Here is a 23,986-nt window from a genome sequence, read left to right as displayed (position 1 = left end):
ACACGGGCAACCGGTACGGACAGGTACCGGCACACGACGAAGGGAGCCTCCGCGATGGCGGAACGGCTGGTGGTCATCGGCGGCGACGCGACGGGCATGTCCGCCGCGTCCCAGGCCCGGCGGCTGAAGAAGCCCGGCGAACTGGAGATCGTCGCGTTCGAACGGGGCCACTTCGCCTCGTACTCCGCCTGCGGCATCCCGTACTGGGTCGGCGGGACGGTCGACGGCCCGGACGGCCTGATCGCCCGGACGCCGGAGAAGCACCGCGAACGCGACATCGACCTGCGGATGCGGACCGAGGTCACCGAACTGGACCTGGACCGCGGCCGGGTCCGCACCCGCGACCTGGACGGGGGCGGCACCGAGACCTGGACCGGCTACGACAAGCTGGTGATCGCCACCGGCGCGCGGCCGCTGCGCCCGCCCCTGCCGGGCATCGACGCGCCCGGCGTGCACGGTGTGCAGACCCTGGACGACGGGCAGGCGCTGCTGGACACCCTCCAGGCCACCGAGGGCGCCAAGGCGGTCGTCGTCGGCGCGGGCTACATCGGCGTCGAGATGGCCGAGGCGCTGGTCACCCGCGGCTACGACGTCACCGTCCTGGACCGCGGCGCCCAGCCGATGTCCACCCTCGACCCCGACATGGGCGAACTGGTCCACGAGGCGATGTGCGGGCTGGGCATCGAGACGGTGCGCGGCGCGGCCGTCACCGGCGTCCGCACCGACGGCTCCGGGCGGGCCTGCGCGGTGACCACCGAGGACGACGGCGAGTTCCCGGCCGACGTGGTCGTGCTGGGCCTGGGCGTACGGCCCGAGACCACCCTGGCCGAGCAGGCCGGGCTGCCGCTCGGCGACACGGGCGGGCTGCTCACCGACCTGTCGATGCGGGTGCGCGGCCACGACAACCTGTGGGCCGGCGGGGACTGCGTGGAGGTGCTGGACCTGGTCCTCGGCCGGACCCGGCACATCGCGCTGGGCACCCACGCCAACAAGCACGGCCAGATCATCGGCTCGAACGTGGCCGGTGACTACGCGACCTTCCCCGGCGTCGTCGGTACCGCCGTCTCCAAGGTCTGCGACCTGGAGATCGCCCGCACCGGGCTGCTGGAGGAGCAGGCCAAGTCGGTCGGCCTGCAGTACGTGACCGTCACCATCGACTCGACCAGCCGCGCCGGCTACTACCCGAACGCCCGCCCGATGCGCGTGAAGATGATGGCCGAACGGCGTACCGGGCGCCTCCTCGGCGTCCAGATCGTCGGCCGGGAGGGCGCGGGCAAGCGCGTGGACGTGGCGGCGGTGGCGCTCACGGCACGGCTGACGGTCGAGGAGATGACCGCGCTCGACCTCGGCTACGCGCCGCCGTTCTCCCCCGTGTGGGACCCGGTCCTGGTCGCCGCGCGCAAGGCGGCCGCCGCGGTCCGCGAGGCGGGCGGCTGACGGTACGGCGGGCCGCCCACCGGCGGCCCGCCCGTCAGGTCAGCGCGCCCGTCAGGTCAGCGCGCCGTCTGCTCGTGGACGTACTCGACGAGGCGGGTCAGCGCGGCCGGGTCGGTGTTCGGCAGCACGCCGTGGCCCAGGTTGAAGATGTGGCCCTCCAGGCCGGCGGCGGCGTCCAGCACCTCGCGGGCCTTGCCCGCCACGGCCTCGCGCGGCGCGAACAGCACCGCCGGGTCGATGTTGCCCTGGAGCGCCTTGCCGGGTCCGACCCGGCGGGCCGCCTCGTCCAGCGGCACCCGCCAGTCGACGCCCACCACGTCCGCACCCGCCTCGCCCATCAGGCCCAGCAGCTCACCGGTGCCGACGCCGAAGTGGATGCGCGGGACGCCGTACCCGGACACCGCCTCGAAGACCTTCGCGGAGGCGGGCATGACGGAGCGGCGGTAGTCGGCGGGGGCCAGCGCGCCCACCCAGGAGTCGAAGAGCTGCACGGCGCTCGCGCCCGCCTCGATCTGCACCTTCAGGAAGGCGGAGGTGATGCCCGCCAGGCGGTCGAGCAGGTCGGCCCAGAGCTGCGGGTCGCCGTACATCATCGCCTTGGTGTGCTCGTGGTTGCGGGACGGACCGCCCTCGACGAGGTAGCTGGCGAGGGTGAAGGGCGCGCCCGCGAATCCGATGAGGGGGGTGGCACCCAGCTCGCCCACCAGCATCCGCACCGCCTCCGCGACGTACGTGACGTCCTCAGGCTCCAGCGGGCGCAGCCGCTCCAGGTCGGCACGCGTACGGATCGGCCGCTCGACGACCGGGCCGACGCCCGGCTTGATGTCCAGGTCGATGCCGATGGCCTTCAGGGGCACGACAATGTCGCTGAAGTAGATCGCCGCGTCGACGCCGTGCCGGCGGACCGGCTGGAGGGTGATCTCGGTGACCAGCTCCGGCATCATGCAGGATTCCAGCATCGCGGTGCCCTCGCGGACCTTGCGGTACTCGGGCAGCGACCGCCCGGCCTGGCGCATGAACCACACCGGCGTGTGCGGCACCGGCTCCCGCCGGCAGGCCCTGAGGAAGGCCGAGTCGTACGTAGCGGTCTGCTGCTGGCCCGTCGGGCGGTCGTTGGCGCTCACGCACCAAATCTTCGCACGCGCGCGAGGGCGCCTCCGAATGGGCGACGCGCGCACCGGGTGTCCTCCCTCACCGAGCGGCTCCTTCCGCCTAACCTTCCGGGCATGGCTGCGGCTCACGAACACCTCACGGACAGCGCGGACAATGTCCCCATCCCCTTCCGTCAGGCGGTCGAGGCGCTCCGCGCGGCACGGCTGCGTCCCGAGATCGAGATCGAGCCGACGCCCGCGCCCAAGCGCCTCGCGCCCTACGCGTACGCGCTGGAGGCAGCGGTCGTCGAGCCGGGCACCGGCCCGGAGGGGGAGGACACCGACCTCGCCGACGGCAGACTGGTGCTGCTGCACGACCCGGCCGGGCACGACGCCTGGCAGGGCACCTTCCGCGTGGTGACGCTGGCGCGCGCCGAGCTGGAGCCGGAGATGGGCTCCGACCCGCTGCTGCCGGAGGTGTCCTGGTCCTGGCTGACCGGGGCGCTGGACGCCCGTGGCGTGCGGTACGGGGAGCCCAGCGGCACGGTCACCCGTGCCAGTTCGCACTACTTCGGCGGGCTCGCGGAGCGGGCACCGGCGACCCAGATCGAGATGCGTGCCTCGTGGACCCCGGAGGAGGGGCAGGGCGGTGTGCCGGACCTCGCGGCCCACCTCTGCGCGTGGTGCGACCTGCTGTGCCAGGTGGCGGGGCTGCCGCCGGTGGCTCCCGAGCCGTCACCGCGCGGCGGGGTCGTACCGCTGCCGCAGCGCCGGGGGCCGCAGGCGCGCTGACGCGCCCGGCGCGCCGTTGCGCCGGCGCGTGGATGTCGCCCCGCTCGTGGATACGGCGGGGCGTGGTTACCTCCGCTCGTGGATACGCCGGAGCGTGGACCGCCCGGCGCGTTGTTGCGCCGGGGAGCGCGCGCGGCCGTCCGCACCCCGTGCCGCCCGGCCCGACCGGGTGGCAGGTCCCGGCCTGCTCCGCGACGCTCGAACGCCTTCACGGCAACCTTCCGCCGCCAGGTCACTCCAAAGTCGATCAAGCGACCGATTTGACCGAAATGAACCAACTCAGTTGAGATCAAACTCTAAAGTCGACCCGGTTTGGTGCCGAAGAGGTCAGTGACCCTTCAAAGACGGAGCATTCCGACTCGCCCCCACATGTCGGCATCCGTCCCGCCACTCCCCCCAGGAGGCCCGGTGTCAGTTCTCCTCGAGCAACCTTCGAGCCTGGTCGCCTACCGCCCGAACAAGCCGACGGCCATGGTCGTCGTGGCCGACCCTCGCGTCCGCTCCACCGTCACCCGCCACCTGTGGGCGCTCGGCGTGCGTGACGTGATCGAGGCGTCGTCCATCGCGGAGGCCCGTCCCCGCGTCGGCAGCCCGCGCGACATCTGCGTTGCCGACGTCCACCTGCCCGACGGCTCCGGCCTGACCCTGCTGTCCGAGACCCGGGCCGCGGGGTGGCCCAACGGCCTCGCCCTCTCCGCCGCCGACGACATCGGCGCCGTACGCAACGCCCTGGCCGGCGGCGTCAAGGGATACGTCGTCACCGGCACCCGTACCAACCTCGGCCTGCCGGGCCGCCCCGGTGCCGCACCCATCGGCGCCAACGCCGCCCGGATGCACCGCCGCCCCCCGGGCGCCCCCGGCCACCCGGGCGGCTACCGCGAACTGTCCGGCCGTGAGGTCGAGGTGCTGCGACTGGTTGCGGAGGGCCAGTCCAACAAGGCCATCGGCGTCTCGATGGGCCTGTCGGCACTGACCGTCAAGAGCCACCTCGCCCGCATCGCCCGCAAGCTGGGCACCGGCGACCGGGCCGGCATGGTCGCCGTCGCCCTGCGCACCGGCATCATCCACTGACTCCCGACCCCGAACCCGCCGTCACGCCCGTCGAGGGAACGTTCCCTCGGCGGGCGCCGTGCATACACAGATACCCTTGCCTGGTGACCGACGCCCAAAAGACCGCAGAAGACTCGACACTGCGAACAACCGGAGACTCCCCTCCGGACACCCGCCCGGCGCCGGTCCCTCTACTGGAACCGCGCGAGGGCACCCCCGCCGTGACGGCGACGGCCGAGGAACTTGCCGAAGTCGTGTCGGCCTTCGCGGCCGGCACGGGTCCGGTGGCGGTGGACGCCGAGCGGGCCTCCGGCTACCGCTACGGCCAGCGCGCCTACCTCGTACAACTGCGCCGCGAAGGCGCGGGCAGCGTACTGATCGACCCGGTCGGCTGCCCCGACCTCTCGGCGCTGGGCGACGCCGTCGCCGACGCCGAGTGGGTCCTGCACGCCGCCACCCAGGACCTGCCGTGTCTGCGCGACATAGGCATGATCCCCGCCCGGCTCTTCGACACCGAGCTGGCCGGGCGCCTCGCGGGCTTCGCCCGGGTCGGCCTCGGCGCGATGGTGGAGAACGTCCTCGGCTACGCCCTGGAGAAGGGCCACTCCGCGGTGGACTGGTCCACCCGCCCGCTGCCGGAGCCCTGGCTGCGCTACGCCGCGCTCGACGTCGAACTGCTGGTGGACCTCCGCGACGCCCTGGAGGAGGAGCTGGACCGGCAGGGCAAGCTGGAGTGGGCGCACCAGGAGTTCGCGGCCATCGCCGCCGCTCCCCCGGCACCGCCCCGCAAGGACCCCTGGCGCCGTACGTCCGGCATGCACAAGGTGCGCCGCCGCCGGCAGATGGCCGTCGTACGGGAACTGTGGACCGCCCGGGACCAGGTCGCCCAGCGGCGCGACGTCTCACCGGGCAAGGTGCTCGGCGACGCCGCGATCATCGAGGCGGCGCTGAACCTGCCGCCCAACGCGCACGCGCTCGCCGCGCTCAACGGCTTCGGACACCGGATGGGCCGCCGCCAGCTCGAACAGTGGCAGGCCGCCGTGGACCGCGCCCGCGCCCTGCCGGACAGCGAGCTGCCGCAGCCCGGCCAGCCGCTGAACGGTCCCCCGCCGCCCCGTTCGTGGGCCGACAAGGACCCGGCCGCCGCGGCCCGGCTCTCCGCCGCCCGCGCCGCGGTGACCGCGCTCGCCGAGGAGCTGAACCTCCCGCAGGAGAACCTGATCACCCCCGACACGGTGCGGCGCCTGTGCTGGGAGCCGCCCGCCGATGCCGCCGAGGAGACAGTGGCCGCCGTCCTGGCCGGCCACGGCGCCCGTCCCTGGCAGATCGAACAGGTCGCCCCGATCCTCACCGAGGCCCTGCACACCACCGGAGCCTGATCCTCCGGGGGCGGACCGGGAACCCCGGCCCGCCCCCGCCAGCTCAGTCCCGGTCGACGTGCCCCGCCGGCTCAGTCCCGGTCGGCATCCTCTCGGCTCAGTCCCGGTCGACGTGCTCGCGCAGGACCTTCCGGTTGGCCGCGTCCACGTCGTACGTGGTCTTGTTCCAGTCGTTCCTGGTCACCACGTCCACCGACCAGATCTCCTTCTTCTGGTCGTTGGTGTCCAGCTCCACGGCCGTGACCGTGCCGCTCTTCTTCCCGGTCGCCGTGTCCGCCGCCTGCTGCGCCGTGACGCGGGCCCGGTCGAGCCGGTCCGCCAGTTCCTTCTTGTCGTCGGCGTCCTCGTTCTTGGTCTGCGGCTTGTCCGCCTCACCGGTCACCGCGTCGACCCGTACGGTGCTCTCCGTACCGTCCGAGGCCGCCACCTTCGCGTGCCACTCGGGCTTGCCGCCGGCTCCCCGCTTCAACTCCACCGACACCGGCTTCGAGTCCGCCACGGCCTCCGTCGCGGCCTTCAGTGCCTTGTCGTACGAGACCTTGGCCTCGGGGACGAGCGCCTTGCGGGAACGCTGGTCCTCGGTCATCTGCCCCGAGGCCCCGGAAGACTCCCCGTCCGACGGCGACGGCGCCGTGGCCGTGGCCGATGCCGAGGGCGAGCTCTCCTTCCCGCCTCCCCCGCCGTCGTCCCCGCATCCGGCCAGCAGCGCCCCCGCCGCCGCGACGGCGCACACAGCCCCGGCACCTCGAACACGCTTGGTCATACCACCGCTCCCATCCGTATCCATAGGGGCACGATAGGTCCGTGATGTTCCTCTTGCCCCCCGACACCGCGCACCCGGCCCACCTCACCACCCCGAGTGCCCGGCCGCCGTTCGCTCACGCACCGGGGGCGCCCCGCCCGCGCCCGGCCCCCGTCGGCGAAGTCGACATTGTGACCTTCGCCGCTTACCCCGGAGGGGCTGGGCAGCCCGGTTACCCGCAAGTAGCATGAGGGACGTGACGCGCCTCCGGGCGCGCCCGCAGCAGTGCCATCCCGCACCTGGAGGAGAGCCAACGTGCCTCGTACCGCTAGGGACGTCGTCTTCGTCGACGGCGTCCGCACCCCGTTCGGCAAGGCGGGCCCGAAGGGCATCTACCACGAGACCCGCGCCGACGACCTGGTCGTCAAGTGCATCCGGGAGCTGCTGCGCCGCAACCCGGACCTCGACCCGGCCCGGATCGACGAGGTCGCCCTCGCCGCCACCACCCAGATCGGCGACCAGGGCCTGACCCTGGGCCGTACCGCCGGCATCCTGGCCGGCCTCCCGCAGTCCGTCCCCGGCTTCTCCGTGGACCGGATGTGCGCCGGCGCCATGACCGCCGTGACGAGCATCGCCGGCGGCGTCTCCTTCGGTGCGTACGACATCGCCGTGGCCGGCGGCGTCGAGCACATGGGCCGCCACCCCATGGGCGAGGGCGTCGACCCCAACCCGCGCTTCGTCAGCGAGAAGCTGGTCGACCAGTCGGCCCTCTTCATGGGCATGACGGCGGAGAACCTGCACGACCGCCTGCCGCACCTCACCAAGCAGCGCGCCGACGAGTACGCCGTGCGCAGCCAGGAGAAGGCCGCCAAGGCGTACGCCGACGGCAAGATCCAGGCCGACCTGGTGCCGATCTCGGTGCGCCGCACCAACGCGGAGGCCGGCGAGACCGGCTGGGGCCTGGTCACCGCCGACGAGCCGATGCGGCCCGGCACCACGCTGGAGAACCTGGCGGGCCTCAAGACGCCGTTCCGCCCGCACGGCCGGGTCACCGCGGGCAACGCGGCCGGTCTGAACGACGGCGCCACCGCCTCGCTGATCGCCGCCGAGGACGTGGCCCGCGAGCTGGGCCTGCCGGTCAAGATGCGCCTGGTGGACTACGCCTTCGCGGGCGTCGAGCCCGAGGTCATGGGCATCGGCCCGGTCCCGGCGACCGAGAAGGCCCTCGCCAAGGCGGGCCTGACCATCGACGACATCGGTCTCTTCGAGATCAACGAGGCGTTCGCCGTCCAGGTCCTGTCGCTGCTGGACCACTACGGCATCGCGGACGACGACCCGCGCGTCAACCAGTACGGCGGCGCGATCGCCTACGGTCACCCCCTCGCCTCGTCCGGCGTGCGGCTGATGACGCAGCTCGCGCGGCAGTTCGAGGAGCAGCCGCAGGTCCGCTACGGCATCACGACCATGTGCGTCGGCTTCGGCATGGGCGGCACGGTCATCTGGGAGAACCCGCACTTCGAGGGAGCAGGCAAGTGACCACCACCACCGAGTTGCTGAAGGGCGCGGCCGAGCTGTTCCCGGACGAGGTCGTCACCCAGGCGCACGTACGGCACCTGGAGCTGCCGGGCGCCGGCGCCTTCGCGCTGATCACGCTGGACAACGGCCTGGACCACACCAAGCCGACCACCTTCGGCCCGCAGTCGCTGGCGAACCTGAACGCGGCGCTCGACCAGGTCGAGGCGGAGGCCGCGGACAACAAGATCGTCGGTGTCGGCATCACCGGCAAGCCGTTCATCTTCGCCGTCGGCGCCGACCTCAAGGGCGTCGAGCTGCTCAAGCGGCACGAGGACGCGCTGGCCATCGGCAAGGGCGGCCACGACGTCTTCAAGCGGCTGTCCGGCCTGGCCGTGCCGACCTTCGCGTACTACAACGGCGCCGCGATGGGCGGCGGCGTCGAGGTCGGTCTGCACTGCACGTACCGCACCGTCTCCAAGGCGCTGCCCGCCTTCTCGCTGCCCGAGGTCTTCCTCGGCCTGGTGCCCGGCTGGGGCGGCTGCGTCCTGCTGCCGAACCTGATCGGCGCCGACCGCGCGGTCTCGGTGATCATCGAGAACTCGCTCAACCAGAACAAGCAGCTCAAGGGTGAGCAGGTCTACGACCTGGGCATCGCCGACGCGATCTTCGAGGGCGCGGACTTCCTGGAGCAGTCACTGCTGTGGACCGCCTCGGTCCTCAAGGGCGACACCGAGGTCGTACGGGCCGACGTCGACCGCGGCGAGGCGTGGGACCAGGCCGTACAGCGCGGCAAGGGCATCGCGGACAGCAAGGTGCACGGCGCCGCTCCGGCCGCGTACCGCGCGCTGGACATCATCGCGGCGGCCAAGAACGGCGACCTGCGCCAGGGCTTCGACGCGGAAGACCAGGCCCTCGCCGACCTGATCATGGGCGGCGAGCTGCGCAGCGGCATCTACTCGTTCAACCTGGTGCAGAAGCGCGCGAAGCGCCCGGCCGGTGCCCCGGACAAGTCCCTCGCCCGCCCGGTGACCAAGGTGGGCGTGGTCGGCGCGGGCCTGATGGCCTCGCAACTGGCGCTGCTGTTCGCGCGCCGCCTGGAGGTGCCGGTGGTCCTCACCGACATCGACCAGGCGCGGATCGACAAGGGCGTGGAGTACGTCCACGGCGAGATCGACAAGCTGCTCCTGAAGGGCCGCGTCAACCAGGACAAGGCCAACCGCCTCAAGGGGCTGGTCAGCGGCCACCTCGACAAGGCCACCGCGTTCGGCGACGCGGACTTCGTCATCGAGGCCGTCTTCGAGGAGATGGGCGTCAAGCAGCAGGTGTTCGCCGAGGTCGAGGCGGTCGTGCCGGAGCACGCCGTGCTCGCCACCAACACCTCCTCACTGTCGGTCACCGAGATGGCGTCCAAGCTCAAGCACCCCGAGCGGGTCGTGGGCTTCCACTTCTTCAACCCGGTCGCGATCCTGCCGCTGCTGGAGATCGTGCGCGCCGAGCAGACCGACGACGCGTCGCTGGCCACCGCCTTCTCCGTCGCCAAGTCGCTGAAGAAGACGGCCGTGCTGGTCAAGGACGCCCCGGCGTTCGTGGTCAACCGCATCCTGACCCGCTTCATGGGCGAGATCCAGAACGTCATCGACGAGGGCACCCCCGTCGAGACCGCCGAGAAGGCCGTCGAGCCGCTCGGTCTGCCGATGTCGCCGCTGGTGCTGCTGGAGCTGGTCGGCCCGGCGATCGGCCTGCACGTCTCCGAGACGCTGCACGGCGCCTTCCCGGAGCGCTTCACCGTCTCGCCGAACCTGGCCGCCGTGGTCAAGGCCGGCAAGCGCGGCTTCTACGTGTACGACTCCGGCAAGCCGGAGCTGGACCCGGAGGTCAAGGCGCTGCTCAAGCAGGGCGACTCGGTGCTGACCGAGGAGCAGGTGCGGGACCGCGTCCTGGACGCCGTGGCGCAGGAGATCGGCCTGATGCTGGACGAGGGTGTCGTCGCCGAGGCGCAGGACATCGACCTGTGCCTGATCACCGGCGCCGGCTGGCCCTTCCACCTGGGCGGCATCACGCCGTACCTGGACCGCGCGGGTGTCTCGGAGCGCGTCAACGGCAAGAAGTTCCTGGCCCCGGGCGTGGCGAGCGTACCGGCGTAAGGCGGAACGTCCGCTTCACCGGCTGCCCTGGTACCGCTGTTCTCAGTGGTGCCAGGGCAGTTGTACGGGTACGGACGGCGTCCGGCCGTCGCGCAGATCCGCGAGCAGCGGCGGCAGCCCGTACGGGAAGACGGTCTCGGCCGTCGTCGCCAGTTCGTCCACGGGCCACCAGCGGTGGCCCGTGACGGAGGCGTGCTCGTGTTCCTTGAAGCCGCTGGTGTCGACCGGGTACGGAGCGACGCGGTGCAGGAAGAAGACGTCCTCGAACACGCCGCTCGCCCAGGGCAGTTCGGCGTATCCGGAGGTACGGGCGACCAGCGGCCCCAGCACCTCGGGCGCCACCCGCAGGCCGGTCTCCTCCGCCAGCTCCCGCGCCGCCGCCTCGCGCAGCGACTCCCCGTCGTCCACGCTGCCGCCGGGGGTGAACCAGCAGTGTCCGGCGTCCGGGCGGGCGGGGTCCAGGTGGCCGCGGAAGAGCAGCAGACTGTCGTCCGTGCCGAGGAGCAGGACGCGGGCGGAGCGGCGTACGGGGGCGGCGGGCCGGGGCGGCGTGGTGGTTTCGGGCATCCGGGCAGCGTAGGCCGGGGCCACGTCTCGCGGCAAAGGTTTTCCCTTGCTCCCGTGCCCAGTTGGACACCATGAGCGCTCCGGTGGCCGCGCTCGCTCAGCTCCCCTGCCCGGGCTCCGCCGGACCGCCGGCCGCGTTCCCCTCGCCGGTAGTCCGCCCCGTACGTCCGTCGGTCCGGCGGTTCATCCGGCTGTGGCCGCGCCCGTACGCGAAGTACACGACGAAGCCGAGCAGCATCCACACCCCGAACCGCAGCCAGGTCTCCGCGGGCAGGTTGAACATCAGCCACAGCGAGGCCAGGACCGACAGGGCCGGGACGAAGGGCACCAGCGGCGTGCGGAAGGAACGGGGCAGGTCGGGGCGGGAGCGGCGCAGGATGACGACGCCGAGCGCGACCACGACGAAGGCGAACAGGGTGCCGATGTTGACCAGTTCGGCGAGTTCGTCGATCGAGGTGAAACCGGCGACGACGGCGACCACGACGCCCAGCGCGACGGTCGAGCGGTACGGGGTGCCGAAGCGCGGGTGGACCTGCGAGAACAGCTTCGGCAGCAGGCCGTCGCGGCTCATCGCGAAGAAGACCCGGCTCTGGCCGAGCAGCAGGATCATGCAGACCGAGGTCAGGCCGACGGCGGCGCCGAAGCTGATCAGTCCGGCCCAGAACGGGTGCCCGACAGCCTTGAACGCGTCGGCGAGCGGGGCGTCCGTGGACAGTTCGCTGTACTTCTGCATCCCGGTGACGACGATCGACACGGCGACGTACAGCACCGTGCAGATGGCGAGCGAGCCGAGGATGCCGCGCGGTACGTCGCGCTGCGGCAGGCGGGTCTCCTCGGCGGCGGTGGCGACGATGTCGAAGCCGATGAAGGCGAAGAAGACGACCGCGGCGGCCGCGAAGACGCCCATCACGCCGAAGTCGGCCGGAGTGAAGCCGAAGACGAGCTGCGACAGCGGCGCCGCGAGGCCGTCGCTGCCCTCGGTGGCCCGGCTCGGCGGGATGAACGGGTCGTAGTTGGCGCCGGTGACGAAGAAGGCGCCCGCGATGATGACGAGCAGGACGACGGTGACCTTGATACCGACGATCACCGAGGTCACGCGGGACGACAGCTTCATCCCGACGACGAGGATCGCCGTCAGGACGAGGACCAGGACGCACGCGAGCAGGTCGAACCCGAAGGCGCCCTCGTGCGTGCCGGACAGTCCCTGCGGCAGGTGGATCCCGGCGGTGTCCAGCAGCGAGCGGACGTAGCCGGACCAGCCGACGGCGACCACCGCGCAGCCCAGCGCCAGCTCCAGCACCAGGTCCCAGCCGATGATCCAGGCGGGCAGCTCGCCGAGGGAGGCGTAGGAGAAGGTGTACGCGGAGCCGGCGACCGGCACGGTCGAGGCGAACTCCGCGTAGCAGAGCGCGGCCAGTGCGCAGACCAGGCCGGCGGCGACGAAGGAGAGGGCGACGGCCGGTCCCGCCGTCTCCTTGGCGATCTTTCCGGTGAGGACGAAGATGCCGGTGCCGATGACCACACCGACGCCGAAGACCGTCAGGTCGAGGGCGGAGAGGGACTTCTTGAGCGCGTGCTCCGGCTCCTCGGTGTCCCGGATCGACTCCTCGACCGTCTTGGTCCGGAACAGGCCGCCGCGGCGTCCCCGGACGGGGTCCGTGCCGCCGCCGTGCTCCGGTCCGCTTCCCGTGCCCCGTTGTGTGCTGCTCATGGGCCAACCTCCGCCTGGACAACCGTCGCGACTCGTGAACTGCCCGAGTCTGCGCAATGGTCGGGACGAGTACGGTGCGGCGGGCCTGCACGCGGCGGGGATTCACCCGATGGTACGGACGGGTGGATATGCCGACGGGCCGGTGGTTGCACCCGTTCGGGTGGCCCACCAGCCCATCGTATGACCGTTCAGCGATGTTTGTGCAGAGTTGCGCGCCGGGTTTGTGCCGCCTTGGGCGGCATGTATGCGTCCGGTGTGAACCGCCGGTACGAGCGGTCAGACGATCGTGCCGGCATGTCCACGGGACGCGCGCACAACCCCCACAGAAGGAACCGGCCCGGCCGGTTCCTTCTGCCGTCGGCGTCGGCCGCCGTCAGTCGCGGGCGGCCTCCGCCCGCCCGGCGCCGTCCGCGGCGGCCACCGACTCCGCCGAGTCCACGGACCGGTCCGTGTCCTCGTAACGGCCGTCGATCTTGGAGACGAGGCCGGTCACCTGCCGGGCGATGTCCGGCGCGGTGAGCCCGATCTCGGCCAGGATCTCCTTGCGCGAGGCGTGGTCGAGGAACCGCTCCGGGATACCGAAGTCCCGCAGCGGCACGTCCACGCCCGCGTCCCGCAGCGCCTGCGCGACGGCGGAGCCGACACCGCCCGAACGGCTGTTGTCCTCGACCGTGACCACGACGCGGTGCGCGTCGGCGAGGCCCGGCAGCGCCGCGTCGACCGGCTTGACCCAGCGCGGGTCCACCACCGTCGTCGAGATGCCCTGCTTGTCGAGCAGATCGGCGATCTCCAGGCACATCGGTGCCAGCGCGCCCACCGACACCAGCAGCACGTCGGGCCGCTCGACGCCCTCGCCGGGCTCGCGCAGCACGTCCATGCCACCCACCCGGCCCACGGCCTGCACGGCCGGGCCGACCGCGCCCTTGGAGTAGCGCACGACGGTCGGGGCGTCGTCCACGTCGACGGCCTCGCGCAGCTGGGCGCGGACCTGCTCGGCGTCGCGCGGGGCCGCGATCCGCAGGCCGGGCACGACCTGGAGGATCGACATGTCCCACATGCCGTTGTGCGACGCGCCGTCGGTGCCGGTGACACCGGCCCGGTCCAGGACGAAGGTGACGCCGCACTTGTGCAGCGCCACGTCCATCAGGACCTGGTCGAAGGCGCGGTTGAGGAAGGTGGCGTAGACCGCGAAGACCGGGTGCAGGCCGCCGGTGGCCAGGCCCGCGGCGGAGACGGCGCCGTGCTGCTCGGCGATGCCGACGTCGTAGACCCGGTCCGGGAACGCCTTGGCGAACTTGTCCAGGCCGACCGGCTGCAGCATGGCGGCCGTGATCGCGACGATGTCGGAGCGCTCGCGGCCGAGCTCGACCATCTCCTCGCCGAAGACGGAGGTCCAGTCGGCGCCGGAGGAGGCGATGGGCAGGCCCGTGTCGGGGTGGATCTTGCCGACGGCGTGGAAGCGGTCCGCCTCGTCCTGGAGGGCGGGCTGGTAGCCGCGGCCCTTCTCGGTGAGGCAGTGCACGATGACCGGGCCGCCGAAGCGCTTGGCGCGCTGCAGCGCCGACTCCAGGGCCTCGATGTCGTGGCCGTCGATCGGCCCGACGTACTTCAGCCCCAGGTCCTCGAACATGCCCTGCGGCGCGATGAAGTCCTTCAGGCCCTTCTTGGCGCCGTGCAGGGTCTCGTACAGCGGCCGGCCGACGACCGGGGTGCGCTCCAGCAGGTCCTTGCCGCGGGCGAGGAAGCGCTCGTAGCCGTCGGTGGTGCGCAGGGTGGCGAGGTGGTTGGCGAGGCCGCCGATGGTCGGCGCGTAGGAGCGTTCGTTGTCGTTGACGACGATGACCAGGGGGCGGTCCTTGGCCGTCGCGATGTTGTTCAGCGCCTCCCAGGCCATGCCGCCGGTCAGCGCGCCGTCCCCGATCACCGCGACGACATGATCGTTTTTGCGCAGTACCTCGTTGGCCTTGGCCAGGCCGTCGGCCCAGCCCAGCACGGTGGAGGCGTGGCTGTTCTCGATGACGTCGTGCTCGGACTCGGCCTGCGAGGGGTAGCCGGACAGGCCGCCCTTCATCTTCAGCTTCGAGAAGTCCTGCCGGCCGGTGAGCAGCTTGTGGACGTAGGACTGGTGCCCGGTGTCCCACAGCACCTTGTCCTTCGGGGACTCGAAGACCCGGTGCAGGGCGATGGTCAGCTCGACCACGCCGAGGTTGGGGCCGAGGTGCCCGCCGGTCTTGGAGACGGCGTCGACGAGGAAGGTACGGATCTCCCCCGCCAGCTTCTCCAGCTGCTCCGGTCCGAGTCGGTCCAGATCGCGCGGTCCCTTGATGCGGGTCAGCAGCGCCACCCGTGCCTCCTTGCTGTCGAGCTGGTTCGAGCGATTCGTGCTGCTTCGTGCAGATTCGCCTGGTTGTAGCTGGCTCTGGCTGGTCGAGCTTGCCGATCCGCCGAGTCTAATGTTCCGCTTGCGACGGCGGAGAACGGGCCGTGCGATGTATGTCACGCGGATGGCCGTTTTGCGGCTCTGCTCCCCCGGCGGTCGTGACCTTCGACCGAAAACCTGCCCTCAGGCGCGTATGCGACCCCGCGAACGGGGGCGGCCGGCGGCCTGACGCCGCTCTCGGGCCCGCCCGGACAGCCCGCCGTCACCCTCGCCGCACCCTGGAGACCGAAGGGCGCGGCGACCGCCGGGCCCCGCCCTTCCGACCGTCACTTACGGAACGGCCGCCACTGCGCCATCCGGGTGTGCGCCGACCGCCTCGCGCCACCCGCCCGGAACGCCGCAGGGTGTCGCAGTTGCCACAGTTGCCACCCATGAGGGCGGGTCGGCACGGGAAATATCGGCAAAGTTCCGTTTTGCAAATTTGACAGGGCATTCGCGGGGGTAGAGGTAGCGCTACCCCATCCGTATCAGTTAGCCTGCGGACAGTCATCTGTAACGGGGGGTTCCGGACGGGGCGACGGAACACACTTCTATGCGTAAGTCAATGCATTCACGCGGTGACCTCCCCAGGGCAGCCCCTTGGGTACTTGCGTCGCCAGGCGGATCGACCGACCTCGGCGCGCAGGTGCAGGAGGCAGAGTCGATTCCTATGAATCCCAGCAGACGTTTTTCCGGTGTCTCCTCGCAGCGCATCCACTGCACACTGAACGACCTGTTAAGGCTGCGCGTGAGCACCACCGTCGCGCCGCATGTAGAAACGTTTTTCGCACTGCGGTCGCTGTCGGGTCCCGGAGCGGCGGGACTGACCGAATGGCAGCTGAAAGTCTTTCCGAAGCTGGGCAGGAATCTGCCGCTGCTCAAAAAGCTGTCCCGCTTGTTCCCGTCCCCCGGCGCGCTGCTGCGGCTGCTCCAGGGGAAGGCTCAGGAGGTCCGGATCGCGCTGGTGCGCATCGGGGAGACGGTGGAGCGGCTGGCGGACGCCGTCCACGAGTTCTGGCGGGTCGCGGTGGCGCCGTACTGGTCACGTATCCGCGGCCGCGTCCAGGCCGAACAGGCTTCGCTGGAACGGACGCTGGCCGTCGGCGGCGTCGAGCACCTGCTGTCCAGTCTGCAGGGCGGCGGCCGCTGGTCGACGCCGGTGCTGGAGCTGCCGCACGAACGGGACGAGGACATCAAGCTCGACGGGCGGGGGCTGCTGCTGGTCCCGTCCCTCTTCCTGCCGCCGCGGCAGGGGCACCTGCTGGATCTGGCCGAGCCGCAGGGGCAGCGGCAGTTGCTGCTCTCGACCGGCCCGATACCCGACCCGGAGACGTTCTGGTCGGAGCCCGAGGAGGAGGGGCACGCCCTCGCGGCACTGGTCGGCGCCACCCGGGCCAGCGTGCTGGAGGCCCTGGTCGTCAGCCGCACCACGGGGGAACTGGCCCGCTGGCTGGGCATCTCGGGCCCGGGCGCCAGCCAGCACACGGCGGTGCTGCGCGGCGCCGGCCTGATCGCCACCCACCGCGACCGCAACACCGCCCGGCACGAACTCACTCCCCTGGGGCGGGCACTGCTGCGCGACCGGGGCGTCACCGGACTGGACGACCCGGCCGACGACTGGCTGAGCGGCCTGCTGCCCGAGCCGGCGCTCTGCCGGTGACAGCCGACCACGACCGCCGGCGGCACGGTGTACCGCCGGCGGTTTCCTCGTGTGCGCCGCTCAGGCGGGAATGATCCGGGAGCGGCTCGCGCTGTGCGTGTACAGCCGGCGGATGTCCCGGCTGATGTTGAGGCGCTTCAGCCAGCGGTCCTTTCCGTCGTAGCGGGCGGCAAAGGGTTCCCGTCCGTGTACCACCTGATAATTGTCGATGAATACTGCGTCACCGGGTTCGAGAGCGACCCGGCCCGCCGCATTGCTCAGGATTTCCTGAGTGGCAATGACGGCTTCGGCGGCCTCTGCGTCCTCTCCCGACATGAAGTCGATGTCGAACCGCAGATACGGCGCGTGCTCGGGCCCGAAAAGTACCGGCCCGGTCATTCCGGCGGCTGTGCCGCCGACCTCGTCGTCCGCGTTTCCGGCGAGTGAAGTCCCGGTGTGGGAGTCGTCCGGGTAAAAGCGGAATCTGGGCTCCCGCAACGTGTTGCGCAGGGATTCCGGGAAATCCAGGGAACTGACCCGGGTGACCGTGGTACCCACCGCGTCAGGATTGCGCAAGCAAAGCAGCGAGACGTAGTCCGCGCGGCACGGGTGGAAGACGTCCTCGGTGTGCAGCGACAGCGTCTTGGCGCTGCTGGCGCTGGTCAGCGAGGACTCCATGCCGGGCGCCGGGCAGACGTCGTGGACGATGCGCCCGTCCTGCTGACTCTCCCAGCCGAAGGGATCGCCCAGCGCGGTGCCGCACAGCAGCAGGGCCACTTCCTCACGGTGGCCCGCACCGGACTTCGCGGCGAGGTCCCACCCGCTCGGCGTGGGGGGAAGGCCGGGGTGGATCGGGAGACCGGACACGACGGTGACGTCCGACTCCTCGGCGCGCGCCTGTGCCAGGAACGCGCGCAGGCGCAGCGGCAGCGACGGCGCCGCCTCGGCGGCGTGGTCCATGGCCGCCATCGGGTCCCAGTTCTCGTCGGTGGCGACGATGCCGTCGATGAGGGCGTCGATGTTCTCCCGCTCCTCGGCGGTCAACACCAGCTTGTGCACTTTTTGCTTCTCCAGTCCTGCGGAAGGCCCGAACGCGGCGGTTCAGGCCGCCGGCTGCCGCACCAGGCTCGCGGGCCGCATGTCGGTCCAGTGGGCGTTGATGTAGGCGAGGCACGCCGCCCGGCTGTCCTTGCCGTGGACGGTCTCCCAGCCCGCGGGGACCTCGATGAAGTCCGGCCACAGGGAGTGCTGTCCCTCGTCGTTGACCAGTACCAGGTAGCTGCCGTCCGCGTCCTCGAACGGGTTGGCCATGGTGGTTCCTTCCGGATAACGGCCCGCCGGGAGCGTCGTCCGCGCGGGCGAAAGGGGGCGCCGGTCGGCGCCGGGTGGGGCGGAGCGCGGTCAGCCCGCGGCGGCCTGCCGGGCGGCGGCCAGCACCAGGTCGTTGGACTCGGCGGTGCCGATCGTCAGCCGGATGCCCTCGTCGGGGTACAGGCGCACCTGTACGCCCCGGTCCGCGCAGGCCGCGTGGAACGACGCGGCGCGCTCCGGCTCGTCCAGCCAGACGAAGTTCGCCCGGCTCTCCAGGACCCGCCACCCCTGGGCGCGCAACCCGGCCTGTACGCGGGCGCGTTCGGTGCTGATCTCGGTGATCCGCCGGTCCAGGTCCGCCTCGGCTCCGATGGAGGCCGCGACGGCCGTGTGGGCCAGTTCGCTGATGCTGTACGGCACGGACATGGCCCGTACCCGCTTGACGACCTCGGGTGCGGCGAGGCCGTAGCCGATGCGCAGCCCGGCGAGGCCGTACGCCTTGGAGAAGGTGCGCAGGCTCAGCACGTGGTGTCCCGCGCGCAGCAGGTCCAGTCCCTGCGGCAGGTCGTCGGCGTCGCAGGCGAACTCGGTGTACGCCTCGTCGAGGATCACCAGCACGTCCTGCGGCAGCGACGTCAGGAAGTCGTCCAGGGCCTGGCGCCCGATCACGGTGCCGGTCGGGTTGTGCGGGTTGCACAGGATCACCACGCGGGTCCGGTCGGTCACCGCCGCCCGCATCCGCGGCAGGTCCTGCTCACCGTCGGGGGTCAGCGGCACCTCGACGCGCTCCGCGCCCGCCATGTCGGCGATGATCGGGTACGCGTCGAACGCCCGCCAGGCGTACAGGACCTGGTCACCGGGTTCCTGGATGTACGCCTGCAGGGTCTGCAGGGCCACGCCGACCGAGCCGCTGCCGACCATCACGGAATCGACGGAGACCCCGCGCCACGCGGCGATGACCTCCATCAGGTCGTCCGCGTAGAACTGCGGATAGCGGTTGATTTCGGCGACGGAATCCGCCAGGGCCTTCCGTACCTCGGGCAGCGGCGGGTACGGCGTTTCGTTCAGTGCCAGCCGGTGCAGCGGCGTGGCGGTTTCAGTGGTGTGCGGCACTACATTCCATCCTCTTCACTCTGCCGTTTCCCGGTCAGGCGGAAACCGGCTCCAGCTGGAAGATGACGGTGCTCGAAGGCGTGCTGTACACATGCTGCTTGGTGCACTTCCAGCCGGCCTCTTCGAAGACCGACTCCCATTCCGCGTGGGTGGGGATGTACTGACCCATCAGCGCGTGTGCGGTCTCGAATCCCAGGGTGAACACGGGGAGTTCGGTCACCGGATTCGTGGTGTCCCGGTGGGTGTCGCACAGCAGGAAATACTTGAGGTTCGGGAGTTCGGTGCGGATGCTGCGCAGCAGCGCCACACAGTCCTCTCGCGGCCAGAAGTCGTGTCCCATGAGGTAGGACGTCATCAGCTCGACGTCCGCGAACTCCGGGTACTGGCTGAGCTTTCGGGCGTCGCCCTGGATCAGCTTCACCCGGTGCTGCATGCCGTTCTCGGCCAGTGCCTTCTCGCCGACCTCGATGGCGCCCTTGGCGATGTCGATGCCGACGCAGCGCACCGACGGGTCACGCTTGGCGAGCTGCACCAGCCGCTCGCCACTGCCGCAGCCGAGGTCGGCGGCGACCGAGAACTCCAGACCGTCGAGGGCGCCGAAGAACGCCTCGTCCATGAAGACCTCATTCACGTCGCGGCAGGCGATGCTCACCGCGGTGGAGTCCCGTCGGATGAAGTCGCCACTGCGTCCCGCGGTGTACGTCACCTCGCCCATGCGCTGGAAGAGCGAGCCGTATCCCTTCGTCAGCCACTGGAAAAGGCCCTTCGACCGGGAGAATTCCCCGAAGGTCGCGCCGCGGGTGACGCGGTCGCCGTCGACCTCCACCACCTCCGCGTACGTGAGCGCGCGGACCGTCGCCCGCAGCGAGGGCTCGTGCAGCTTCTTCTCCGCCGCGTACGCGGGAATGTCGAAGGCGTCGGCGCCGTCCAGTACCTCGAAGATTCCGATGTCCCAGGCCGCGCTCACCGCCCAGGTGGCGATGGTCGAATTGAACAGCTCCGCAGACTTTTTGTAGTCGGTGGTGTTCCCGGTGGTGTCCCCGGTGATTGTGCCGCTCATGCTGGCCATGTCCCCCGTTCTCTGTGAAGGTTCGCGAATTCGTCCGCGCTGTCGCAGCGGCCGGCCGGTCGGTCCCGTTACCCACCCGGCCGCTGCTTCCAGTTGCTTACTGTCGTGCGCCACCGACCGGGGCGCCACCTCTGTAAGCTGACGCGAAAAGAAGCAGGTCCTTCCGAGCATCCGCGACTGCTTCGCCCGGGTCCGTCCGCGCTGTCCGCGCGGCTGTCCGGCCGTGTTCCCGGCCGGGCGCGGAAACCGGGAGCGGAACGTGTCCCCGGTACGGCCGGGTGGAGTTTTCTCCACCCGGAAGACGGGATGTGGCGCCCGTGCGCACCCCGGCCCCGCACCGGTTGACTGGCGGCACGCCGTGGACACGACCGTGCACGGACCCCAAGGCCGAGGAGGAGAAGTGCCCGTCACCGGAGTCGGCGTCGAGCAGGCCGTGACACTCAGCGCGGTGGCCAGGCTGTACGGCCGCGGCAACAGCAAGGTTCCCGCCCTGCGCGGTGTGCACTGTGCCTTCGGCCGCGGGTCGTTCACCGCGGTGATGGGTCCTTCGGGCTCGGGCAAGAGCACCTTGCTCCAGTGCGCGGCGGGCCTGGACCGCCCCACCTCGGGCCGGGTGTTCATCGGCACCACCGACATCAGCGCGCTGTCCGAGACGGAGCTGACCAGGCTGCGCCGGGAGCGGATCGGTTTCGTCTTCCAGTCCTTCAACCTCATGCCGTCGCTGAACGCCCGTAAGAACGTGGCCCTGCCGATGCGGCTGGCCGGGCAGCGCCCGACCCGCGCACAGGTGGACACCGCGCTCCAGCAGGTGGGCCTCGGCGACCGGGGCGGCCACCGGCCGGCCGAGATGTCCGGCGGCCAGCAGCAGCGGGTGGCCATCGCCCGCGCCCTGATCAGCCAGCCCGACGTGCTGTTCGCCGACGAGCCGACCGGTGCCCTGGACACCAACACCAGCCGTGAGGTGCTGGGCCTGCTGCGGTCCGTGGTGGACCACGCGGGGCAGACGGTGGTCATGGTCACCCACGATCCGGTCGCCGCCTCCTGGGCGGACCGGGTGCTCTTCCTGTCCGACGGTGCGGTGCACGGCGAACTGATGGCTCCGACGGTGGCCGCGGTGAGCGAGCACATGGCACGGCTGGGTGGCTGACGGATGCTGTCCATCGCTCTTTCCACCCTGCGCACCAGATGGGCGCTGTTCGCCGGCACCTTCATCGCGCTGGCGCTCGGTGTCGCGCTGATCGCCAGTACCGGTCAGGTCCTCGACGCCACCCGGGGCTCCTCGAAGCCCAGCAGCCCCGGGCGTTACGACGCCGCGGCCGTCGTGGTCCGGGTCGGCCAGTCCTTCACGGTCGACTTCGGCTCCGGCGGCGGCGCGTACGACCAGCGCCAGACCGCCACCTCCCCGCACCGCCTGGACCACGCGCGGCGGACCGCCGAAGCGGTCCGCGGGGTGCCCGGGGTACGGCAGGCCGTCATCGACCGCTCGCTGCCCGCCCAGGTGGTGGCCGGGGACGCCGGGGACACAGCCGACCGCCCGGTCGGCCACGGCTGGTCCAGTGCCCAGCTCACCCCGTTCCGTCTCACCGAGGGCCGCGCGCCCGCCGGCGACGACCAGGTCGTGCTCGCCGCCTCGCTGGCGAAGCGCGCCGGCGCTGCCGTCGGCGACAAGGTCCCCGTGGTGACCCCGCAGGGCCGGCGGGAGATGACCGTCGCCGGGGTCGCGGCCCCGCCCGGCAAGGGCGGGGTGCCCGGTGAGGCCACCGTCTTCTTCTCCGACGCCACCGCGCAGCGGCTGTCGGCGGCCCCGGACCGTGCCGACGCGGTGGCCGTGCTCGCCGAGCCGGGTACGTCGGCCACCGAGCTGGCCGGCCGGATCAAGGCCGTACTCCCGGACAAGTCCCTCAAGGCCGGGACCGGCGCCGCCAAGGGCGGTGACCTGACCGCCGCCTCGCGCGCCGCGGCGCTCGGTGACGTCGCCACCCTGCTCGCCGTCATGGCGGTGATCGCCGGCTTCGTGTCGATCTTCGTGGTGTCGGGCACCTTCGCCTTCGCCATCGCCCAGCGGCGCCGGGAACTGGCCCTGCTGCGCACCATCGGCGCCGCTCCGCCCCAGGTACGCCGCATGATCATGGCGGAGTCGGCGGTGCTGGGCGTCGTCGCCTCGGCCGCGGGCTGCGGCATCGGGGTCGCCGGCGGCCAGTTGCTCGCCTCGGTGCTGTCCTCCTTCGGCATGGCGCCCAAGGACTTCGAGGTCCCCGCGTCCCCGCTGATCCTGCTGATCAGCTTCTTCGTGGGGCTCGGCGTGGCGCTGCTCGGGGTGTTCGCCGCCTCCCGCCGGGCCGCGAAGGTCCGCCCGGCCGAGACCATGCGGGACTCCGCGGTGGAGACCCGGGTGATGACGACCGGCCGCTGGATCACCGGCTCGGTGTTCCTGGGCATGTCGCTGCTCCTGCTGGTCATGCTGCCCCAGGCGGGCAGCGACGGTGCCGTGGTGATCTCGCTGGTGCTGACCGAGATCCTGGTCGTGACGATGGTGGCCTTCTCGCCGCTGCTCGTGCCGCCGCTGGTCCGGCTGGCGACCTTCCCGCTGGCCGCGGTCACCCACATCACCGGCTCGCTGGCCGGCGACAACGCCCGCGCCGCGGTGCGCAGGACCGCCTCGGCCGCCGCCCCCATCCTCGTCACGGTGGCCGTCGCCGGATCCATCATCGGCGTCACCAACGCGAGTTCGGCGACCACCGTCGCCGACGCGCGCAAGCACCTGAAGGCCGACGTGGTGGTCGCCTCCGGGGGCGGGGCGGGTCTGCCCTCCGCCGCGGTGCGCGAACTGTCCTCGGCCCCCGGTGTCCGGGCCGCCTCGCCGGTCTCCGAGACCAGCGGTTTCCTCGTCGGCTCCAGTTACGTGATGTCGAGCGGCATCGGCGCGGTGGACCCGAAGAACCTGTCCGGCGCTCTGCGGCTGGACCCGGTCAAGGGGTCGCTGGGCGATCTGCGCGGCAACACCGTGGCGGTGACGAAACTGGTGGCCGGGCAGTTGGGCTGGCGGACGGGTGAAGAGGTCGACGTCTACCTCGCCGACGCCACCAAGGTCCGGGTGAAGGTCGCCGCGGTGCTCAGCTCGTCGGCGGGGCTGCCCCCGGTGCTGTTCCCGCAGGACACGCTGGCCCGGCACGCGCCCGACACGATGACGAACGCCGTCTACCTGTCCCTGGAGCCGGGTGCCGGCCACGCCGCCGCGACGGCCGCCGCCCAGAAGGTCGCGGACGGGTACGGCGCGACCGCGCAGGACCGGGACAGCTGGCTGGCCGAGCGCGCCTCCGCCACGCAGGAAGAGGGCCGCATCCTGGTCCTGGTGCTGCTGGGCATGGCGATGCTCTACACCGGTATCGCCATCGCCAACACCCTGGTCATGGCGGCCGGGGAGCGGGCCGAGGGCATCACGCTGATGCGCAAGATCGGCGCGACCCGCGGGCAGGTGCTGCGCACCGTCGTGTGGGAGACGCTGACCGTGGTGGCCGTCGGCGGGGTGCTGGGCGTCCTCGCGGACGGGGTGACGATGATCGGGATGAGCCGGGCGCTGTCCGAGTCCGGTGAAGGCGCCGAATTCCCGGTGCCGTGGCTGGAGATGGGCTCGGTGCTGGCCGGCTGCCTGCTCGTCGCCATGCTCGCCACCCTCGTACCCACCCTGCTCCAGCTCCGCTCCTCCGGCCGTGCCGCCGAGGAGGACGAGGCGCCCAGCACGCAGGAACCGGTGCTGACGGGCGTGGGATGAGCCGCCCGTCCCCTCTTGACCAGCCGGTCCGGCAGCCCACGACCCCCGCGTGGAACCTGCCGGGCCGGCCTCCCGCCGGCGCCGTCCTGTCCCGGCGCCGGCCCGCGCCGGGGGGGGGCCCCCCCCGGGGCCCCCCCCCCCCCCCGCCGGCGTAGACAGGTGCGAACGTAGCGCACGACGCGCACTGGCGGCGCGTCCCGCGGAACCCCCAGCTTAGAAACCACACCACCGCCCG

General features: G+C 71.7%; 18 protein-coding genes. 9 read left to right on the top strand and 9 right to left on the bottom strand.

Going from position 1 to position 23,986, the window contains the following annotated elements:
- The first annotated feature begins 54 nt into the window (after window positions 1-54).
- Window positions 55-1,437, top strand: a complete 1,383-nt coding sequence (locus tag AB0A97_RS19890) for an FAD-dependent oxidoreductase (protein ID WP_361151414.1) — start codon at window positions 55-57, stop codon at window positions 1,435-1,437.
- Between the two features lie 56 nt (window positions 1,438-1,493).
- Here AB0A97_RS19890 and hemE read toward each other — a convergent pair whose 3' ends face one another.
- On the bottom strand, window positions 1,494-2,561 hold the full coding sequence (gene hemE, locus AB0A97_RS19885) for a uroporphyrinogen decarboxylase (protein ID WP_361151412.1): 1,068 nt from the start codon (window positions 2,559-2,561) through the stop codon (window positions 1,494-1,496).
- A 102-nt stretch (window positions 2,562-2,663) separates the two neighbouring features.
- Between hemE and AB0A97_RS19880 the strand changes: the two genes are divergently transcribed.
- The 3 genes from AB0A97_RS19880 to AB0A97_RS19870 all read left to right on the top strand — a co-directional run bounded on the left by AB0A97_RS19880 (window position 2,664) and on the right by AB0A97_RS19870 (window position 5,749).
- Complete coding sequence (locus AB0A97_RS19880) at window positions 2,664-3,320, top strand: DUF3000 domain-containing protein (protein WP_361151410.1); 657 nt, start codon at window positions 2,664-2,666, stop codon at window positions 3,318-3,320.
- A 408-nt stretch (window positions 3,321-3,728) separates the two neighbouring features.
- A complete protein-coding gene (locus AB0A97_RS19875; RefSeq protein WP_003985651.1) occupies window positions 3,729-4,391 on the top strand; it encodes a response regulator transcription factor in 663 nt (220 codons plus the stop codon).
- An 83-nt stretch (window positions 4,392-4,474) separates the two neighbouring features.
- A complete protein-coding gene (locus AB0A97_RS19870; protein WP_361151406.1) occupies window positions 4,475-5,749 on the top strand; it encodes a ribonuclease D in 1,275 nt (424 codons plus the stop codon).
- Window positions 5,750-5,846: 97 nt separating this feature from the next.
- On the opposite strand, the gene AB0A97_RS19865 is transcribed toward AB0A97_RS19870, so the two are convergent.
- A complete protein-coding gene (locus AB0A97_RS19865; protein WP_361151404.1) occupies window positions 5,847-6,512 on the bottom strand; it encodes a PepSY domain-containing protein in 666 nt (221 codons plus the stop codon).
- A 294-nt stretch (window positions 6,513-6,806) separates the two neighbouring features.
- On the opposite strand from AB0A97_RS19865, the gene AB0A97_RS19860 reads away from it, so the two are divergent.
- Window positions 6,807-8,027, top strand: a complete 1,221-nt coding sequence (locus tag AB0A97_RS19860) for an acetyl-CoA C-acyltransferase (protein WP_125044407.1) — start codon at window positions 6,807-6,809, stop codon at window positions 8,025-8,027.
- Window positions 8,024-10,150 carry a 3-hydroxyacyl-CoA dehydrogenase NAD-binding domain-containing protein gene (locus AB0A97_RS19855; protein WP_361151402.1) on the top strand — a complete coding sequence of 709 codons (2,127 nt, stop codon included), beginning with the start codon at window positions 8,024-8,026 and terminating at the stop codon, window positions 10,148-10,150. Before AB0A97_RS19860 ends, AB0A97_RS19855 begins: the two co-directional genes overlap by 4 nt.
- A gap of 42 nt (window positions 10,151-10,192) precedes the next feature.
- Here AB0A97_RS19855 and AB0A97_RS19850 read toward each other — a convergent pair whose 3' ends face one another.
- From AB0A97_RS19850 to dxs, 3 genes are all read right to left on the bottom strand, one after another.
- On the bottom strand, window positions 10,193-10,717 hold the full coding sequence (locus AB0A97_RS19850; protein ID WP_361151400.1) for an NUDIX domain-containing protein: 525 nt from the start codon (window positions 10,715-10,717) through the stop codon (window positions 10,193-10,195).
- Between the two features lie 97 nt (window positions 10,718-10,814).
- A complete protein-coding gene (locus AB0A97_RS19845; RefSeq protein WP_361151397.1) occupies window positions 10,815-12,428 on the bottom strand; it encodes an amino acid permease in 1,614 nt (537 codons plus the stop codon).
- Between the two features lie 373 nt (window positions 12,429-12,801).
- Window positions 12,802-14,772: a 1-deoxy-D-xylulose-5-phosphate synthase gene (gene dxs / locus AB0A97_RS19840; protein ID WP_361151395.1), complete on the bottom strand. Its 1,971-nt coding sequence runs from the start codon at window positions 14,770-14,772 to the stop codon at window positions 12,802-12,804.
- A gap of 745 nt (window positions 14,773-15,517) precedes the next feature.
- On the opposite strand from dxs, the gene AB0A97_RS19835 reads away from it, so the two are divergent.
- Window positions 15,518-16,507, top strand: a complete 990-nt coding sequence (locus AB0A97_RS19835) for a hypothetical protein (RefSeq protein ID WP_361151392.1) — start codon at window positions 15,518-15,520, stop codon at window positions 16,505-16,507.
- Between the two features lie 60 nt (window positions 16,508-16,567).
- Here AB0A97_RS19835 and AB0A97_RS19830 read toward each other — a convergent pair whose 3' ends face one another.
- The 4 genes from AB0A97_RS19830 to AB0A97_RS19815 form a co-directional block, all read right to left on the bottom strand.
- Window positions 16,568-17,545, bottom strand: a complete 978-nt coding sequence (locus AB0A97_RS19830) for a TauD/TfdA family dioxygenase (RefSeq protein WP_361151389.1) — start codon at window positions 17,543-17,545, stop codon at window positions 16,568-16,570.
- Window positions 17,546-17,587: 42 nt separating this feature from the next.
- Window positions 17,588-17,797 (bottom strand): MbtH family protein, encoded by a 210-nt coding sequence (locus AB0A97_RS19825; protein ID WP_030999949.1) that lies wholly within the window; start codon window positions 17,795-17,797, stop codon window positions 17,588-17,590.
- A 90-nt stretch (window positions 17,798-17,887) separates the two neighbouring features.
- A complete protein-coding gene (locus tag AB0A97_RS19820) occupies window positions 17,888-18,910 on the bottom strand; it encodes a histidinol-phosphate transaminase (protein WP_361151387.1) in 1,023 nt (340 codons plus the stop codon).
- A 34-nt stretch (window positions 18,911-18,944) separates the two neighbouring features.
- On the bottom strand, window positions 18,945-19,970 hold the full coding sequence (locus tag AB0A97_RS19815; protein ID WP_361151384.1) for a class I SAM-dependent methyltransferase: 1,026 nt from the start codon (window positions 19,968-19,970) through the stop codon (window positions 18,945-18,947).
- Window positions 19,971-20,379: 409 nt separating this feature from the next.
- On the opposite strand from AB0A97_RS19815, the gene AB0A97_RS19810 reads away from it, so the two are divergent.
- Together AB0A97_RS19810 and AB0A97_RS19805 are read left to right on the top strand one after the other, a co-directional pair.
- Window positions 20,380-21,126 carry an ABC transporter ATP-binding protein gene (locus AB0A97_RS19810; protein ID WP_361151382.1) on the top strand — a complete coding sequence of 249 codons (747 nt, stop codon included), beginning with the start codon at window positions 20,380-20,382 and terminating at the stop codon, window positions 21,124-21,126.
- A 3-nt stretch (window positions 21,127-21,129) separates the two neighbouring features.
- Window positions 21,130-23,751, top strand: a complete 2,622-nt coding sequence (locus tag AB0A97_RS19805; RefSeq protein ID WP_361151380.1) for an FtsX-like permease family protein — start codon at window positions 21,130-21,132, stop codon at window positions 23,749-23,751.
- The last annotated feature ends 235 nt before the right edge of the window (window positions 23,752-23,986 follow it).

Source organism: Streptomyces sp. NPDC045470 (assembly GCF_040646595.1).
GTDB lineage: Bacteria > Actinomycetota > Actinomycetes > Streptomycetales > Streptomycetaceae > Streptomyces.
This window is presented reverse-complemented; position numbering and strand designations above follow the sequence as displayed.

Coding starts and splice junctions, on each gene's coding strand:
- AB0A97_RS19890 (WP_361151414.1), top strand. CDS start 55: ATGGCGGAACGGCTGGTGGTCATCGGCGGCGACGCGACGGGCATGTCC.
- AB0A97_RS19880 (WP_361151410.1), top strand. CDS start 2,664: ATGGCTGCGGCTCACGAACACCTCACGGACAGCGCGGACAATGTCCCC.
- AB0A97_RS19865 (WP_361151404.1), bottom strand. CDS start 6,512: ATGACCAAGCGTGTTCGAGGTGCCGGGGCTGTGTGCGCCGTCGCGGCG.
- AB0A97_RS19850 (WP_361151400.1), bottom strand. CDS start 10,717: ATGCCCGAAACCACCACGCCGCCCCGGCCCGCCGCCCCCGTACGCCGC.
- AB0A97_RS19845 (WP_361151397.1), bottom strand. CDS start 12,428: ATGAGCAGCACACAACGGGGCACGGGAAGCGGACCGGAGCACGGCGGC.
- AB0A97_RS19835 (WP_361151392.1), top strand. CDS start 15,518: ATGAATCCCAGCAGACGTTTTTCCGGTGTCTCCTCGCAGCGCATCCAC.
- AB0A97_RS19825 (WP_030999949.1), bottom strand. CDS start 17,797: ATGGCCAACCCGTTCGAGGACGCGGACGGCAGCTACCTGGTACTGGTC.
- AB0A97_RS19815 (WP_361151384.1), bottom strand. CDS start 19,970: ATGAGCGGCACAATCACCGGGGACACCACCGGGAACACCACCGACTAC.
- AB0A97_RS19805 (WP_361151380.1), top strand. CDS start 21,130: ATGCTGTCCATCGCTCTTTCCACCCTGCGCACCAGATGGGCGCTGTTC.